Genomic DNA, 15,654 nt, shown 5'->3' on the forward strand with positions numbered 1-15,654 from the left:
AATAATGACCTCACCGACGGGGCGACACTTACAGGGAAATAATCAGATGCTTCGGATTAAATCACGCCCTGCGCTAACATCGCATCGGCAACCTTCTTGAAGCCAGCAATGTTTGCACCAACAACGTAATCACCCTCGTGGCCGTAGGCCCGAGCGGTTTCGTCGCACGTGCGGAAGATGTTCTTCATAATGTCACGCAGCCGCTCGTCGGTGTATTCGAAGGACCACGAGTCGCGAGAAGCGTTCTGCTGCATTTCCAGCGCCGAGGTAGCAACACCGCCCGCGTTAGCGGCCTTACCTGGGGCGAAGTGGACACCGGTCTCGCGGAACACTTCGATGGCTTCTGCGGTGGATGGCATGTTTGCGCCTTCGGCCACGAATTTACAGCCGTTGGCTGCCAAGGTGCGGGCATTATCGCCATCAAGCTCGTTCTGGGTAGCGCACGGAAGAGCAACGTCACAAGGCAGATCCCAAATGGAACCCTCGGCGTGGAAGGTAGCGCCTTCGACTTCATCCACGTAAGCGGTAACCCGCTCGCGGCGAACTTCCTTGATTTCCTTGAGCTTGGCAACGTCAACGCCGTTCGGGGTGTGTACCCAGCCGGAAGAATCGGAGAAGCCGATGACGGTTGCACCCAGTTCCTGTGCCTTTTCGATGGCGTAAATCGCAACGTTTCCGGAACCGGAAACGATGACCTTTGCGCCTTCCAGGGTGGTGCGGTGCGCCTTCATCATTTCTTGGGTGAAGTAGACGCAACCATAACCGGTTGCTTCGGTGCGAACCAGCGAACCGCCCCAGGTAAGGCCCTTACCGGTAAGTACGCCGGATTCGTGCTGGTTTGCCATGCGGCGGTATTGGCCGAAGAGGTAGCCGATTTCCCGGGCGCCGACACCGATGTCACCGGCGGGAACATCGCGGTATTCGCCGATGTGACGGTGGAGTTCTGTCATGAAGGATTGGCAGAACCGCATGATTTCTGCGTCCGACTTACCTTTGGGGTCAAAGTCGGAGCCGCCTTTACCGCCGCCGATTGGCAGACCGGTGAGGGAGTTTTTGAAGATCTGCTCGAAACCAAGGAACTTGATGATGCCGAGGTTCACGGATGGGTGGAACCGCAACCCGCCTTTGTATGGGCCGAGAGCGGAGTTGAATTGGACGCGGAAGCCACGGTTGACTTGGACCACACCTTCGTCATCGACCCACGGGACGCGGAAGATCAATTGACGTTCTGGTTCGCACAGCCGCTGGATAAGACCATAGTCGGCGTAGTGTGGGTCTTTTTCTAATACAATCTTCAGCGATTCCATGACTTCCGCCACCGCTTGGTGGAATTCTGGTTCGCCAGCATTGCGTTGGAGTAGGAGGTCGTAGTAGCCAGAAACCTTTTCTTCAACAGTGGACATGTGGTTCCTTTCCCTCATGTGGCTTATATGTTTCGCTATTGCGCGAATTTACGGTTGGTAATTTTACACAGCGAGAAAAAATATTACCTATCTGGTTGGAAATTTTTTCGACTTTGACACATAAAATAAGATTTCAGATGGGTTATATTCACTTCGTTCCACCGCAAAGCGGCTGCCGTTCCGCCAGGTGAGATCGCCTAGTAATCGTGGTATTTTCATGAGAATATTGCGATGAGGTCTATTAAGTTTCGTTCAATTATGTGAGGGCGTGGCGGTTATGCGCATTGTTATTGCACCAGATTCTTTTAAAGGCACGGCTTCGGCCGATGAGGCGGCCGCGCTGATCAGTGCGGGGATTCGTCACGCAGTCACGGGAACCAGCAGTGCCGAGGATCTAGAGATCACTGTTATCCCGATGGCCGATGGCGGCGAGGGCACCGCCGCAGTTTTTCGCGGTGAGCGCATTACCCTGCCCACGACCGATGCGAATGGCCGGTTAATGGAGGCCAGTTATATCTTCGATGAAACCACGCACACCGCCTATATTGATGTCGCCGCCGCTTCCGGTTTGCCGCAGGTCTCGGACGATTTACGTCCCTTAACTGCGGATACATTCGGTACCGGGGTGCTCATCGCGGACGCACAAACTCGTGGCGCAACGCGGGTTACTTTAGGGCTAGGTGGCAGCGCAACCACCGACGGTGGCACCGGGATTCTGGTGGCTTTGGGGGCAAGCCCTCTTTCTGCGGCGGGGTATGCGCTGCAGCCGGGTGGTGCGGCGTTGCGGGATTTAGATTCGATTGATACCGCGCAATTGAATATTCCGGCCGCTGCACTGGAGTGGGTTTTGCTTGCCGACGTCACCAATCCCGCTACTGGTCCGACCGGTTCGGCGGCGGTTTTTGGCCCACAGAAAGGCGCCTCACCAGAAGACGTTGCGTTGTTAGACGCCGGGATCTCCCGGCTCTGCGAGGTGTGTGCGATCGACCCGACAACACCGGGCATGGGGGCGGCAGGCGCGTTAGCGGTAGGTATTACCTGGTTATCGACCCTTTTACACGGGACGTCCTCCCAGGTACACATCCTGCCCGGTGCCGCCATCGTCGCGGAGGCGACTGGCCTGGCCGATCACATTGCCGATGCCGATGTGGTTATCACGGGCGAAGGCCGGTTTGATGCTCAATCGCTTTCCGGAAAGGTGGTGGGCGAAGTGCTGAAACTCGCCCGCGACACACCGGCGATCGTGGTGACTGGCACCTCGTTGATAAACCCGCCGACCGGGGTTTCGGTACTTGAGCTTATCGACGCCGACCCGAAAGCCCAGTTCACCGAAGTTGGCCATCGGATCGCTGACCTGCTTAACCGGTTACCATAACCGTCCAGGGATACCTGGCGGGAATTTCTAAGGCCTGGTCGTCGAAAAGCACGGCGGTGGGGTCGACCATCGGTGCTGGTGGGGTAAGCAACCGGGAATACAGCATGGCGATCTGATTGACGGAGCCGTTAACGTGGTCAAGGGCAACAACGATTCGATGCACCTGGGCGGCGTCCGGGTCGAATATTCCGTGTTCAACCATGCGTTGCTGCGCTACCTTAGCTGGCGCTTGTTCGATATTGTCGAAGATCTCGCGATGTTCATCCCGGTACGTTTGCCGTAATTGGGCCGGAATATCCGGCGCGATTTGGGGGTCATCGCTCACGCTGATGGTCGCACCCGACAGTCGTTCGTCACGAGCAAGCATGTCACTCAACATGCGAAACCGCCCCACAAGCTGGTCAATTTCGGCATCGGGAACCAGGCAATCAAAGCATATGTTTGGCATACCTTACTACCATACCGATTTTTCCGTCCCCACCGCCTTCAGCGACCACCAGCACCCAAATTCACGACTCATCTCAAACACAACTCTCCCCCTAACGTCCGCAACCATGACCTACGCCGCTGATTGGTGGGCGATCACGTCGTCTTGATAGCGCAGCACCAAGCCACGTCGTGTAGCCCACCACACCGCAATTTGATTGAGCACAATGAAAATAAAAATGGAGACCACCAACAACGCCACTGCGCTCTCCCATGGGTGGGGGTTTCCGCAACACCACCGGATAACTGCATTCAAGTGTCCGGGGACATCCGAAATCGCAAACGCCGCGTATAACAACCATGGAATCGCATAGCTGATAAACACCGGGACGTGCCAGCGCCACTGGCGAAAATGCCCTAAGCGCCACTTCGCCCCCACCGCGATGACCGGAAACACCACCGATAGGACATTGCCCACCCCGAGCCACAGCAGCATCGGATACACAACCGCGGGGATGGCCAACGTTAATTCCGCGAAGCCATCGACCACGCATGTGATTACCGCAGTGATAATCGCCATCGGAAGCATGATCACAACCGCCTGCACGATATTCTTATTTCGCAAAAACCTAGCAAATCGCCTCCGATTTGTCGCAGCGGATTGGGCTCGGAAGAAGTCATGGCCGAAAATATTAGTTGTAGTCACATCCGCCATGATGAAATTAGCGAAATATACCGTAAATAGCGTCACCACGTCGTAATGATCGTTTGCGGCAAGCGGCCATATCACCAAATAGGTGGCCGCCAGGAGGGCATTTAAACCCACTCCCTGCAACCAACCGAAGGGCCAGGTGAACGTGCGGGAGAACTCGTCGACAAGCGAAAACCCGGCGGCAGACTGCAACGAGGAAGATTCAGCGGCACTCATAATATCCGTGAGCATAGCGGAGCACAGCGCGCTCGGTCACGTTACGCTACGACACATGACACTGATACCGCAGCCACGCTATGAATCACCAAAACCTCCCTACTACATTAATAACCATGACTGCACTCTCAGCCCGCATCAACCCCATCCAAGTCATGGCGGATGGCACCGTTAAACAAATCAACCCGTTTTCCGGAACCGAAGTATGGACCGTCCCTGGTCGAGGCAATCGCCCTCTGACCCAACCCCAGCAGGATCACCGCCCATTAGACCCCGCCGAACGCGAAACTACCTGCGCCTTTTGCGAAAACCGGAAGTTAGAAACCCCACCGGAGAAATCCCGGGTGATCCGAAGCGGCGACAATTGGGAGATAGTACGCGGCGTGCCCGCAGCCGAATTAGACAGCACCCACGCCGAATTCCGACGGGTACCCAACCTGTTTGAAATCGTCACCTACGAATACTGGAAAGCAAATTACCAGTACGAAATGGACCCAAGCACCGCCACGCGCATGGCCGAATACCTGTCCAGCCCGCTTGGCAAACAACACGTCCTGGACACCGTGGAAACCAAACGCGCAGCCAGCGGCGAGGACACCCCACTCACCGAATCAGAACTCCTGCAACGCGCCGAGTGCTTCTTCGGCGGCGGCCACGACATCATCATCGGACGCCGCCACTTTATCGACGACGCCACCGACCACAGCCAATTAGCATCAAGCGGAACCCTAACCCCCGAAGAACACTTCGCATTCACCACCTTCACCGTGGATTCCATGCGCGATCTTTATGCCCGGAATCGTTACGCCCCGTATGTTGCTGTTTTCCAAAACTGGTTGAAGCCTGCCGGGGCGTCCTTCGATCATCTCCATAAACAACTCGTCGCCATCGACGAACGCGGTTTCCAGGCCGAACACGAAATATCCAAACTCCGACAAAACCCCAATATGTACAACGAGTGGGCCGTCGACTACGCCGCCACCCGAAACCTCATCATCGCCGAAAACGACCACGCCGTCTGCTTCGCCGGTTTCGGCCATCGCTTCCCCACCTTGGAAGTCTTTTCCAAATCCGCCACACCGGAACCGTGGCTCCAATCCACCGCCGAAATCCAAGCGCTAAGCGACCTCGTCCACGCCTGCCATGCGGCCGCCGGACCGGATATTCCGTGCAACGAAGAGTGGCACCATAAACCCATCGACCTTGACATCCCCACCCCGTGGCGCGTGATGATTAAATGGCGGGTCTCCACGCTGGCCGGGTTTGAAGGCGGAACCAAAATCTATCTCAACACCATCTCCCCCTGGGACATGCGCGACCGGGTGGTATCTGCCATGTACGGGCTGCGGAAAGAAGGAAAGATCGCGGCGAATATCCGCATCGCCACCGAATGCCGCGTCCAGCGCAATAGCCTCAAATACAACCCGCTCCTGCAACGATAGGCAATCATGAACCACAACGGCACGTCAACACCACCCACCCCAGCCGATTTTGACTGCGACTTACGCTGGCAAGAAGACTTCTACCAACACCTCCACGCCAACCCGGAGCTGTCCGGCCACGAGGCGGAAACCGCAGCCGCCATAGCGGCTAAACTCGCCGACTTCGAGTGCAAGGTAACCACCAGCATCGGCGGTCATGGCATCACCGCAGTTTTCAGCAACGGCCCCGGCGCGACTGTTCTCATGCGCGCTGATTTCGACGCGCTGCCGGTTAAGGAAACTACCGGTGTGTTCTACGCCAGCACCAAGGAAATGCCGTGGCAGGATGGCACCACCCCGGTGATGCATGCCTGTGGCCATGACCTTCACGTCACCGCGCTTCTCGGGGTTTGTGCGATGTTGGATAGCAACCGCGACAAGTGGTCGGGGACGTTTATCGCGTTATTCCAGCCCAGCGAAGAAAACGGGCTTGGCGCTTTGAGCATGGTAGACTCCGGGCTTGGTGAGGTAATCCCGCGCCCCGATGTGTGTTTCGGCCAGCATGTTGTCGCCGGGCGCGCCGGAAATGTGATGAGTATGCCCGGCGCGATCCTGGCGGCGTGCGATTCCATCGAGATAACCATCACTGGGAAATCTGCGCATGGCTCCATGCCGCATGCGAGCATCGATCCGACTTTTGCGGCGGCGATGATTGTCATTCGGTTGCAGGGAATTGTGGGGCGGGAGATTCCACCGGAGGAGTTCGCTGTGGTGTCGGTGGGGACGTTGGAGTCGGGGCGTTCTAATAACACCATCCCGCATCAGGCCCGGTTGGTGTTGAATTGCCGCACGTATAACGACGCCATTAAAGCCCAGTTGTATTCTGCGATTGAACGGGTGGTTCGGGCGGAGTGCGCCGCTTCGGGTATCCAGGAGGAGCCGACGTTTCGGTATTTCGGCACTGGTCCGGTGACGGATAACAGCGTTGCTGTGTTCGATAAGGTTCGGCCGCTTTTCGACGCCCATTTTGCAGCGCGGTCGGTTACGGCGACCCCGTGGTCGGCGTCGGAGGATTTTTCGCATATTCCGCGGTCGTTTGATTGCCCGTATTTGTTCTGGTTTGTTGGGGCGACCCCTGCCGATCAGTGGGATGCTGCTGCGGCGGCTGGCACCATCGCTGAGACGATTCCGGTGAATCATATGGGCACTTTCTTGCCGGATTTTTCGCCGACTGTGACCGCCGCCCAGGAGGCGGGGTTGATTGCTACTTTGGCGTACCTGGCTCGCTAGTGCTTGGTTCCAATATGTGTTTGGCTATCGGATATGGTGCACTGCGGTGCGCCGATGCGGGCGCTGATGGCGCTTCGATGTTTGGCGATGAAGTAGTAGATTCGGGCCCACACCGGGGAGAGAACCGGGATTAGGAGCGCGTTTCCTGCAAGGCGCACGAGCCCGTTTCGGCCGTGGGTGCGTAGGACCTGGCCGATTGCGTGGTGGGCGACGAACATTGTGCCGCCGCAATAGGCCACCACGTGGGTGGCTATTTCGCGGCGCACGTCACTATCGCAGTCTAGGTGGTCCGGGTGGGCGGGACGGCTGGGTATTGAGCGGGCGGTCAGGGTGTTAAGCCATAGGGCGGCACGCTGGCAGAATCCGCAATCGGCGTCGTAGTACACAACGTCAATGGGTTTCACCAGGTCTCCTCCGCTCGTGTTTCTGCTATCGCTATTGTGCTGGATCATGGACGTCCTTCAAAAATCGGCCACTTCTTCAGTTTCAGCCCACCCACATCACAATCTTTTTGCCGGTTCAGTATCTGTTCGCCCCCTTGAGAATCTGGTTACCGTAACTTCTGCCTGCCCGGATTGTTGACTGGTTGTTTAGCATGCTGATTATCAGAACGGGGACCTGATTCCGAGCTTTCGGATAAGGGCTACGATACCAGCAATAACTACCATGACGGCGGCAAAGATCCCGACGCCTTTGGCAATCATCTTGTCTTTTTCTGAGGAGCCCTGGTCCGACGGATTCTCGTCCTGGGCTGGCGGTTGTTTGTCTGTTGGTGCGTCCGGATTAGCTGGCTGCTCAGCTGCACTGTCGGCGGCGGGTGCTGGCTGCGCGAGCACTGGGGTGGCCTGGTTGGCGGTTAGCTGGCCGGTGGTTAAAGCGGTGGCAAGTACCATCGCTAGAACACCACGATTTTTCATCGTCGTCCTTTCGGTTCCTTATGTTACCTACGTACCGTTCAGCCTACGCTTAACAATGCGGGTACCCAACTTGCAGTGTTGGGGGAATTCGGCAGCCATGTATACATATCCTTATCGATCAGCCGTTATTTACTAATCCTAAATTAATAATCAGGCCAAACGCCTACATTCGCCATCATGACCCTATGCCCCAAAAGCATCACACCCCAACCTGGCGAACCACATAAGCTTCCGATATTTCGCCTGCTAGATCCAGCAAGACTCCCCCATTTATACCCCGGGTTGCATTTTTTCAACGTTAGTAAGTATGCTCACCAATGTAAGATTTTCCTAAATTTTAAATAAGGAGATTATTGGAACATGTCTAAGTTCTCCCGCATCTTCACCGCAGTTACCTGCGCTACCGCAGTAACCGCATCCGGCCTTGTTCCAGCGTTCGCCGCAGAAGGCGCAACCAGCCCTGTAACCATCACGGGCGCTGTCGACGGAACCAAGTGCACCCTGACCGCATCTGAGGTAAACGCTGACGCGCTGACCGCTTTCAAGAACAGCTTCGCTGAGAAGCTCGAGGCAGGCATCGCTGCAGCCAAGACCCAGTTCGGCCTGGACGAGCAGAACTACACCAAGTTCGTTGCAGCAACCAAGGGCGACAGCAACTACAACGAGGTCGCAGCTGTCATCAAGCAAAAGGACAACACCCTGACCGACGACGAGGTTGCTAAGCTGCACCTGCACCTCGCTGCCGCTCAGAAGCTGATCGAAAGCAAGGACAACGAGAAGTTCGGCCCAGGCCTGAAGGCCGCTTACGACAATGCAGCTAAAGAAAACTCCGTCGAGGTTTCCGCAGTCGATGCAAAGATCGAAGCTATCAAGGCTGCAGGCCCAGCTGCGAAGACCGAGAAGCTCGCAGTAATCGAAACCCCTCTGGCAGTTATCCCTGAGACCATCAACGGTGAAGTTGTTAAGGCTCTGGGCACCTGCTCGACCAAGAAGGACGATAAGAGCAGCCGCTCCAGCGACGCTAAAGACAAGCTCAACGAGTTCAGCTCCATCGTCAAGGACAAGAACAAGGAGAACTTCGGCGAGAAGCTTCTCACCTTCTTCTCCTCCCTCGCCGCAGCCATCGGCCTTGGCAAGGTATTCGAGAAGATCGTTGAATTCTTCAAGAACTTCCGTTCTTACTTCAAGGCTTAATCTTCCCTGAGCCATATTTTCTTCCTTCAGCTGGCCCCCTTTGACTCGCAGTATCAAGGGGGCCGGTTTTTATTCGTCCCGCCGGTTGGTGTCGAAAAGCACCGTGCCAAACTCCCTGCAAGGATCGTCGATAAGCGTTTTTAGGCACCAATGATTAAACTAAGAGCCCGAGAAACTTAAATAACAAAAGTTTTTACTGTCTATCTTCAGGAGATTCCACTCGAATATGAGCGTTTCTAATCAGCTCCCCGAGCTACAATCCACCGTAAGCGGGCATGTCCGCGCAGCTTCTGGCGTAAGCCCCGAATCCGCAACTGACCGGAAATTCTGGTTCGGACTTTCCGCATCCGTGATGGAACAGATCGCCGACAAATGGGAAGCAACCATCAAGGCATACGACGCCACCCGGCAACAGCACTACTTCTCCGCCGAATTTCTCATGGGGCGGGCCCTTCTTAACAACCTGACCAACCTCGGCCTGGTTGAGCAAGCCGAAGCCGCTACCCGCGCCTGCGGACACGAGCTTTCAGACATCCTTGATGCCGAAAACGACGCCGCTCTTGGCAACGGCGGACTCGGACGCCTGGCAGCTTGCTTCCTCGATTCCGCAGTCACCCAAGACTACCCAGTCACCGGCTACGGCATTCTGTATCGTTACGGTTTGTTCAAACAAATCTTCACCGACGGCTTCCAAACCGAAGAACCCGACGCGTGGAAAGAAGACGGCTACCCATTCGTCATCCGCCGGGAAGACCAACAGCGCATCGTCCGCTTCGACGACATGACCGTGCGCGCAACCCCATACGACATGCCGATTACCGGCTACGGCACCGACAACGTGGGCACCCTGCGGCTGTGGAAAGCAGAACCCATGGCCGAGTTCGACTACGACGCTTTCAACTCCCAGCGTTTCACCGACGCCATCGTCGAACGCGAAGCCGTCATGGATCTATGCCGGGTGCTCTATCCCAACGACACCACCTACGCCGGAAAAGTCCTGCGGGTGCGGCAACAGTACTTCTTCGTCTCCGCCTCGTTGCAGGCAATGATCGATAATTACATCGCGCACCACGGCGAAGATCTCAGCGACTTTGGCAAGTACAACTGCATTCAGCTCAACGACACCCACCCGGTGCTGGCAATTCCGGAACTCATGCGCCTGCTTCTCGACGAGCACGGCATGACCTGGGAAGCCGCCTGGAAGATCGTCACCGAAACCTTCGCCTACACCAACCACACCGTACTGGCTGAGGCATTGGAACAATGGTCCTGCTCTATCTTCCAGCAGCTATTCCACCGCGTCTACGAAATCGTGGTGGAGATCGACCGTCGGTTCCGTGACGAACTAGCCGGTCTTGGCATCAACCCCGACCAGATTCACTACATGTCCCCAGTGCGCGACGGTGTAGTCCACATGGCGTGGATCGCCTGCTACGCCTCGTATTCCATCAACGGCGTTGCGGCACTTCACACGGAGATCATCAAAGCCGACACCCTCAAAGAGTGGTACGGGATCTGGCCGGAGAAATTCAACAACAAGACCAACGGTGTTACCCCACGTCGCTGGTTGAAGATGTGTAACCCACGGTTGTCTGAACTACTCACTCGCCTATCCGGCTCCGATGCGTGGGTCACCAACCTCGACGAGCTGAAGAAACTACGCGATTACGTGACCGACGATGCAGTCATGCAAGAGCTTCTTGATATCAAGGACGCGAACAAGGCTGATTTCGCCGGTTGGATCAAGGATCGCCAGGACATAAGCATCGATCCGCATTCCATCTACGACGTTCAAATCAAGCGTCTGCACGAGTACAAGCGTCAGTTGATGAACGCGTTCTACGTTCTTGACCTCTACTTCCGCATCAAGGTCGACGGCGAAGCAAACGTTCCACCACGCACCTTTATCTTCGGCGCTAAGGCGGCACCGGGTTACGTGCGTGCCAAGGCAATCATTAAGCTCATCAATGCCATCGGCGACCTGGTCAATAACGACCCAGTGGTGTCCCAGAAACTGCGGGTAGTATTCGTCGAAAACTACAACGTCTCCCCAGCGGAGCACATCATTCCTGCTGCAGACGTCTCGGAGCAGATTTCCACCGCCGGTAAGGAAGCCTCCGGTACCTCCAACATGAAGTTCATGATGAACGGTGCGCTGACCTTGGGCACGCTCGACGGCGCCAACGTCGAAATCGTTGATTCCGTCGGCGACGACAACGCCTACATCTTCGGCGCGAAGGTGGAAGAACTTCCGGAACTGCGCGCGCATTACAACCCGCATCACCACTACGAGACCGTCCCAGGTCTCAAGCGGGTACTCGACGCGCTTGTCGACGGCACCTTACACGACAACCACTCTGGAATGTTCCACGACCTGCGGTGCTCGCTTCTCGACGGCGGCGGCTGGGAAACCCCAGACGTCTACTACGTGCTCGGCGATTTCGCCGCATACCGCGAGACCCGCGACAAGATGGCTCGGGACTTCTACAACGACCGGCTCGGGTGGGCCCGGAAGTGCTGGATCAATATTTGCGAATCTGGCCGCTTCTCCTCCGACCGCACCATCGGCGATTACGCCCGTGAAGTGTGGAAACTAGAAGCAACAAAGATCTAAGCATCTTGGGCTAAAAATTGCCGCGCACTTAAAGGCAGTGCGCGGCAATTACTTTTAGTCAGTCCGAATTACGTGGCTTAGGAAGATCCTTTGATATCCGGGGTGCTCGACAAGCTTGTCAGCGTCCGCAGGATCGTCTTGAAGAAGGCCACAATGACGCCGTCATAGCCAAAGAGTGAGCCGAAGAGCTTTGTTAACAGCGTATTCCGTTCACCCTTTGGCTCCTTTTCTTGTTCTTTACGGATCTCATTGAAATTTCTGCTGAAATCTGAGGAAATCCGACCAAGAGCCGACGAGCCCGATGCTTTATCCGCGCAAGGATCCATGATTGGATACAGTGACTTGCTTGCGGCATTTCCCATATCTCTTTTGACAATAGTGAGGTGACGCCGAACATCGCGGGTATTAATAAAATCAGCTATCGGATTATTAGCAATCCGTTCGGCGTTCCGCAAAAAGTCACGGTTCACCCGCATTTTCGCCGGATCAATTTCAAAGCCATCCAGATTTAGGACTCCCGGCCTGGCGCCATTGACCAAATAGTCACGATACGCATTGATATCACCCTTGGCGAATGGATGCATTTTCTTCAAAAGATCAACAGTGTCGTAGGTGTATTGGCCTTTGGTAACCTTATCCACCTTTGCGTAGATTTCCTTATCACCTTCGCCGGTAGCCACCCACCGATCCAGTTCCTCCTGGGTGATTGCGAGGTCCGCTAGAGTAGCTGTCATCGCGGAGTTTGCTTGGCCGGTGAATTTATCCTTGAAGGCCACGACGCCGGCTTCCTCAATTTTCGCCGGTCCGTAAACACATTTACCATCTTCGGTGAATCCGGTCATTTCCATCGTGATCCACGGAACGTCTTGTGCTGCTGCCGGGACAATAGTTCCCGCAGTGATAGCCACCGCCGAGACAGCGGCGATAGTCAAACGCGATAACTTCATCGTCTTTCCTCTCGGTCTAGGTTTGCGTTAGCAATAATGCATCTCACTTAGAGTGTCAGTTTTTCTTAAGCGACTGTTACAGATTTCCTATAAGTACCCCCGCACCACCGCCTGTGCGGCAAAACATCGAAAAGCTACAACCTCCATGCCCTAGACTGTTGCTGTGTTTACGAATCCACAGGACATCGCAGCCGCCATAAGCACGCTTGACGACGGCGTTTTAGCCCCCTTCACCGACCGCATCTGCCAGGCCGCTAAGCCTGCAATCTGGTTCACGATCGGTGCACCAGTAACCAAAGAAACCCCAATCGGAATAAGTCGGATCGGGGGTGCTCCTGACGTACCACACGACTTCGTCTGGCCCATCCACAACGGCGAACCGCTGACGTTTCTCTACCAATTACTAATCGACGACCAACTCATCGCAATATTCATCGGCGACGACGACTCCGGCGCTGATGTCCCCCATCACGTGGAGTTCTTCCCGAAAAACACTCCGCTAGCACCCGCAACCGTCCCAACGAATAGGCAACTCCCCTCGTTTTACGACGACACCAACCCCCGCTCCGTATTCGCAACTCCGCACACCCTCACCGCCCACGAAGGACTCGACCTCCCCCGCTGGTTTTCGCGGGCGCACGAAGAACTTTTTGCCGACGACGCCGATTTCCTCGACCAGGAAGATAGTTTCAATACGCTAAGCCTCATGACGGAACCCAGCGACGACGTCATCGTGCGGTTTGGCGGCTACCACAGCGGCATCGGCTACGACCCGGCAGAAGACATTGATGGCGGCAGCGACGCCGCCGACTGGTCGCTACTGACCTGTTTAGAATCCGTAGAACCCTCCGACCAGTTAGAACTGGACGAGTTGTGCATCTGGGACGCTGGCTACTTCCAAATCTTGCAGCGCACCGATACAAACGGTAACCGCCACACCTACGGATCATTGGAAACCTAAAATCATTAAGGCCTTCGCCGCGCATACCCCAACCGCCCGATCACGCTAGGACACTACTTTGTTTCATTCGATACAGGATATTGCCACCGCTATCACCCACTGTGATCAGAGGATTCTCGACCCGTATACCGAAGTAATCTGCCAGGCCGCTAAGCCTTCAATCTGGTTCACGATCGGTGCACCTGTAACCAAAGAAACCCCAATAGGAATAAGTCGGATCGGGGGTGCCCCTGATGTGTCACACGACTTCGTCTGGCCCACCCACAACAACCAACCATTAACATTCCTGTACCAACTAGCAATCGACGATCATCTTATTGCAGTGTTCATCGGCGCTCACGGCTCCGGCGCTGATGTCCCCCATCACGTGGAATTCTTCCCGAAAAACACTCCACTAGCACCAGCAACTGTCCCGACGAACAGACAACTCCCCCGCTTTTACGACGACACCAACCCCCGCTCCATATTCACCACCCCGCACACCCTCACCGCCCACGAAGGACTCGACCTCCCCCGGTGGGTTTCCACAGCTTACGAGAAGCTTCTCGACATAGTCCCGGACGATGAGGACATCATTGAAGGTTTTGCAGAAACCTACGAACAATTTATTCTCATGGCTGAACCGGACCATGGAAACGTCATTGTTCGCTTCGGCGGCTACCATCGTGGGATCGGATACGACCCCGCAGAATTCATCACAGACGGCAGCAATGTGGCCGACTGGTCGTTACTGACCTGTTTAGAATCCGTAGAACCCTCCAACCAGTTAGAACTGGACAAGTTGTGCATCTGGGACGCTGGCTACTTCCAAATCTTGCAACGCACTGATACAAACGGTGTCCGCCACACCTACGGATCATTGGAAACCTAAATCATTAAGGCTTTCACCGCGCATACCCCGGCCATCCGATCGGAGCACCCGTAACGCAAGAAACTCCAACTGGAATTCGTCGGATCGGTGATGCCCCGGACAACGATCATGGCAGCAATATGGCCGATTGTTTGGTGCTTGGAATCAGTAACGTAATCCGCCGAAACAGCATACGATGATCTTTGTATTCGGAATGTCGGATACTTCCACATACTGCAGCATGTCGACGCATTAGGTAACCGTCGCGTCTATGGCTGCATCACAGACTAAAAATCTTAACGAAAGCGATTAGCCTCATGGACGCCCTCGATGCAATCCGCACCACAATCGATGAAACCGGTGACGAGTACCTTGCCGAATACGCCGACCGCATCATCGCTTCCGTGCGTGAAACGCTCTGCTTTAATATCCTTGCCGCAACCCCCGCCGAGATACCGCTTGGGGTCAGCCGCATCGGTGGCGAACCTGACGTTCCGGCCGAGTTTACTTGGCCGATCGATGATGGTGGTAATCCGCTTGCGTTTTTATTCCAGCTTCAGCTTTCACCGCTTGCCGACGAACTTCTGCTGGTCTTTGCCGGAAAAGAGGCATATCCAGCAGCAGTCCATGTGGAACGTATCCCAACCGGAACCCCGCTGGTGCGCATGCCTTCACCTAAAAGCTTTGTGTACCCCTCGTTTTATGTGGTGGGCGATAGCACAAAAGTCCATGAACTTTTCGCCACTCCGCATCTGCTTAGAAGCGCCCTCGCCCACGACATTCCACGTGAATGTGGCTACCAGTATGAAGAGCTTTTCGGCGACGATTACGACGTCCAAGATGTCTACGGGGAGGTGCTTGAAGTAGTCGCCCCGTATGGCGATATTCGATACGGCGGCCACTACGCCGGTTACCACGACCCCAGTGAAGATGCTTGTAAGTATCATGGTCTTGACGAATCACATCAATCAAACTGGCGGCATCTTGTCACCTTGGAATCAATTGACGATTCGTTCGTAATCGGAGACTGCGGTTATTTCCAAATCCTGGAACTTCCCGATCCGGCCAGTAAACCGGCAAAACTCTACGGCGGCATGGAATCGTCATAGAAATTTAGACCTAAAACACGACCATCATTTGGCACCTGTTTACCCTTAGCCAGGTTAAAAGTTAACCTGGCTTTTCATATGCATTTCAACAAAGAACTAACGAGAAGACGTCATTACATTCGAGTGGGATTGTTGGGGGTAAAACGCGGGTGAATGGGGATTTGGGGTATTGAATATAATCGAACATGTATTTTATAATGGTGGTACCGCATTCATGTT

At 55.2% G+C, this 15,654-nt stretch carries 15 protein-coding genes; 8 read left to right on the forward strand and 7 right to left on the reverse strand.

What is annotated here, in order from left to right; translation table 11 throughout:
* Window positions 1-56 precede the first annotated feature (56 nt).
* Window positions 57-1,403, reverse strand: a complete 1,347-nt coding sequence (gdhA, locus tag Q4D85_RS09905) for an NADP-specific glutamate dehydrogenase (RefSeq protein ID WP_303200099.1) — start codon at window positions 1,401-1,403, stop codon at window positions 57-59.
* Between the two features lie 277 nt (window positions 1,404-1,680).
* Between gdhA and Q4D85_RS09910 the strand changes: the two genes are divergently transcribed.
* Entirely contained in the window at window positions 1,681-2,778 is a 1,098-nt protein-coding gene (locus Q4D85_RS09910; protein ID WP_303200100.1) for a glycerate kinase, read from the forward strand.
* Here the strand turns inward: Q4D85_RS09910 and Q4D85_RS09915 are convergent.
* Window positions 2,762-3,226, reverse strand: a complete 465-nt coding sequence (locus Q4D85_RS09915; protein WP_303200101.1) for a hypothetical protein — start codon at window positions 3,224-3,226, stop codon at window positions 2,762-2,764. The genes Q4D85_RS09910 and Q4D85_RS09915 overlap by 17 nt on opposite strands.
* A 111-nt stretch (window positions 3,227-3,337) precedes the next feature.
* A complete protein-coding gene (locus Q4D85_RS09920) occupies window positions 3,338-4,132 on the reverse strand; it encodes a hypothetical protein (RefSeq protein ID WP_303200102.1) in 795 nt (264 codons plus the stop codon).
* A 116-nt stretch (window positions 4,133-4,248) separates the two neighbouring features.
* On the opposite strand from Q4D85_RS09920, the gene Q4D85_RS09925 reads away from it, so the two are divergent.
* Both Q4D85_RS09925 and Q4D85_RS09930 read left to right on the forward strand, forming a co-directional pair.
* Window positions 4,249-5,574 (forward strand): DUF4921 family protein, encoded by a 1,326-nt coding sequence (locus tag Q4D85_RS09925; protein WP_303200104.1) that lies wholly within the window; start codon window positions 4,249-4,251, stop codon window positions 5,572-5,574.
* Window positions 5,575-5,580: 6 nt separating this feature from the next.
* Window positions 5,581-6,843 (forward strand): amidohydrolase, encoded by a 1,263-nt coding sequence (locus Q4D85_RS09930; RefSeq protein ID WP_303200106.1) that lies wholly within the window; start codon window positions 5,581-5,583, stop codon window positions 6,841-6,843.
* Here the strand turns inward: Q4D85_RS09930 and Q4D85_RS09935 are convergent.
* Both Q4D85_RS09935 and Q4D85_RS09940 read right to left on the reverse strand, forming a co-directional pair.
* Window positions 6,840-7,247 (reverse strand): DCC1-like thiol-disulfide oxidoreductase family protein, encoded by a 408-nt coding sequence (locus Q4D85_RS09935; protein WP_303200108.1) that lies wholly within the window; start codon window positions 7,245-7,247, stop codon window positions 6,840-6,842. The two genes, Q4D85_RS09930 and Q4D85_RS09935, sit on opposite strands and share 4 nt — an antisense overlap.
* Window positions 7,248-7,448: 201 nt before the next feature.
* A complete protein-coding gene (locus tag Q4D85_RS09940; protein ID WP_303200111.1) occupies window positions 7,449-7,760 on the reverse strand; it encodes a hypothetical protein in 312 nt (103 codons plus the stop codon).
* Window positions 7,761-8,120: 360 nt separating this feature from the next.
* Between Q4D85_RS09940 and Q4D85_RS09945 the strand changes: the two genes are divergently transcribed.
* Together Q4D85_RS09945 and Q4D85_RS09950 are read left to right on the forward strand one after the other, a co-directional pair.
* A complete protein-coding gene (locus tag Q4D85_RS09945; protein WP_303200113.1) occupies window positions 8,121-8,954 on the forward strand; it encodes a hypothetical protein in 834 nt (277 codons plus the stop codon).
* 226 nt (window positions 8,955-9,180) lie between these two features.
* Entirely contained in the window at window positions 9,181-11,568 is a 2,388-nt protein-coding gene (locus Q4D85_RS09950) for a glycogen/starch/alpha-glucan phosphorylase (RefSeq protein ID WP_303200115.1), read from the forward strand.
* Between the two features lie 77 nt (window positions 11,569-11,645).
* On the opposite strand, the gene Q4D85_RS09955 is transcribed toward Q4D85_RS09950, so the two are convergent.
* Complete coding sequence (locus Q4D85_RS09955; RefSeq protein ID WP_303200116.1) at window positions 11,646-12,515, reverse strand: hypothetical protein; 870 nt, start codon at window positions 12,513-12,515, stop codon at window positions 11,646-11,648.
* A 163-nt stretch (window positions 12,516-12,678) separates the two neighbouring features.
* On the opposite strand from Q4D85_RS09955, the gene Q4D85_RS09960 reads away from it, so the two are divergent.
* Both Q4D85_RS09960 and Q4D85_RS09965 read left to right on the forward strand, forming a co-directional pair.
* On the forward strand, window positions 12,679-13,476 hold the full coding sequence (locus Q4D85_RS09960) for a DUF1963 domain-containing protein (RefSeq protein WP_303200117.1): 798 nt from the start codon (window positions 12,679-12,681) through the stop codon (window positions 13,474-13,476).
* Window positions 13,477-13,534: 58 nt separating this feature from the next.
* Window positions 13,535-14,347 (forward strand): DUF1963 domain-containing protein, encoded by an 813-nt coding sequence (locus Q4D85_RS09965; protein ID WP_303200118.1) that lies wholly within the window; start codon window positions 13,535-13,537, stop codon window positions 14,345-14,347.
* Here the strand turns inward: Q4D85_RS09965 and Q4D85_RS09970 are convergent.
* Window positions 14,344-14,559: a hypothetical protein gene (locus tag Q4D85_RS09970; RefSeq protein ID WP_144414185.1), complete on the reverse strand. Its 216-nt coding sequence runs from the start codon at window positions 14,557-14,559 to the stop codon at window positions 14,344-14,346. The genes Q4D85_RS09965 and Q4D85_RS09970 overlap by 4 nt on opposite strands.
* 84 nt (window positions 14,560-14,643) lie before the next feature.
* On the opposite strand from Q4D85_RS09970, the gene Q4D85_RS09975 reads away from it, so the two are divergent.
* Window positions 14,644-15,435 carry a DUF1963 domain-containing protein gene (locus Q4D85_RS09975; RefSeq protein ID WP_303200119.1) on the forward strand — a complete coding sequence of 264 codons (792 nt, stop codon included), beginning with the start codon at window positions 14,644-14,646 and terminating at the stop codon, window positions 15,433-15,435.
* Window positions 15,436-15,654 lie beyond the last annotated feature (219 nt).

Source organism: Corynebacterium sp. (genome assembly GCF_030532965.1).
GTDB lineage: Bacteria > Actinomycetota > Actinomycetes > Mycobacteriales > Mycobacteriaceae > Corynebacterium.

Bases quoted from the DNA above. Each gene is read 5' to 3' on its own strand.
- gdhA (WP_303200099.1), bottom strand. From the start codon at position 1,403: ATGTCCACTGTTGAAGAAAAGGTTTCTGGCTACTACGACCTCCTACTC.
- Q4D85_RS09910 (WP_303200100.1), top strand. From the start codon at position 1,681: ATGCGCATTGTTATTGCACCAGATTCTTTTAAAGGCACGGCTTCGGCC.
- Q4D85_RS09915 (WP_303200101.1), bottom strand. From the start codon at position 3,226: ATGCCAAACATATGCTTTGATTGCCTGGTTCCCGATGCCGAAATTGAC.
- Q4D85_RS09920 (WP_303200102.1), bottom strand. From the start codon at position 4,132: ATGAGTGCCGCTGAATCTTCCTCGTTGCAGTCTGCCGCCGGGTTTTCG.
- Q4D85_RS09925 (WP_303200104.1), top strand. From the start codon at position 4,249: ATGACTGCACTCTCAGCCCGCATCAACCCCATCCAAGTCATGGCGGAT.
- Q4D85_RS09930 (WP_303200106.1), top strand. From the start codon at position 5,581: ATGAACCACAACGGCACGTCAACACCACCCACCCCAGCCGATTTTGAC.
- Q4D85_RS09940 (WP_303200111.1), bottom strand. From the start codon at position 7,760: ATGAAAAATCGTGGTGTTCTAGCGATGGTACTTGCCACCGCTTTAACC.
- Q4D85_RS09945 (WP_303200113.1), top strand. From the start codon at position 8,121: ATGTCTAAGTTCTCCCGCATCTTCACCGCAGTTACCTGCGCTACCGCA.
- Q4D85_RS09950 (WP_303200115.1), top strand. From the start codon at position 9,181: ATGAGCGTTTCTAATCAGCTCCCCGAGCTACAATCCACCGTAAGCGGG.
- Q4D85_RS09955 (WP_303200116.1), bottom strand. From the start codon at position 12,515: ATGAAGTTATCGCGTTTGACTATCGCCGCTGTCTCGGCGGTGGCTATC.
- Q4D85_RS09970 (WP_144414185.1), bottom strand. From the start codon at position 14,559: ATGTGGAAGTATCCGACATTCCGAATACAAAGATCATCGTATGCTGTT.
- Q4D85_RS09975 (WP_303200119.1), top strand. From the start codon at position 14,644: ATGGACGCCCTCGATGCAATCCGCACCACAATCGATGAAACCGGTGAC.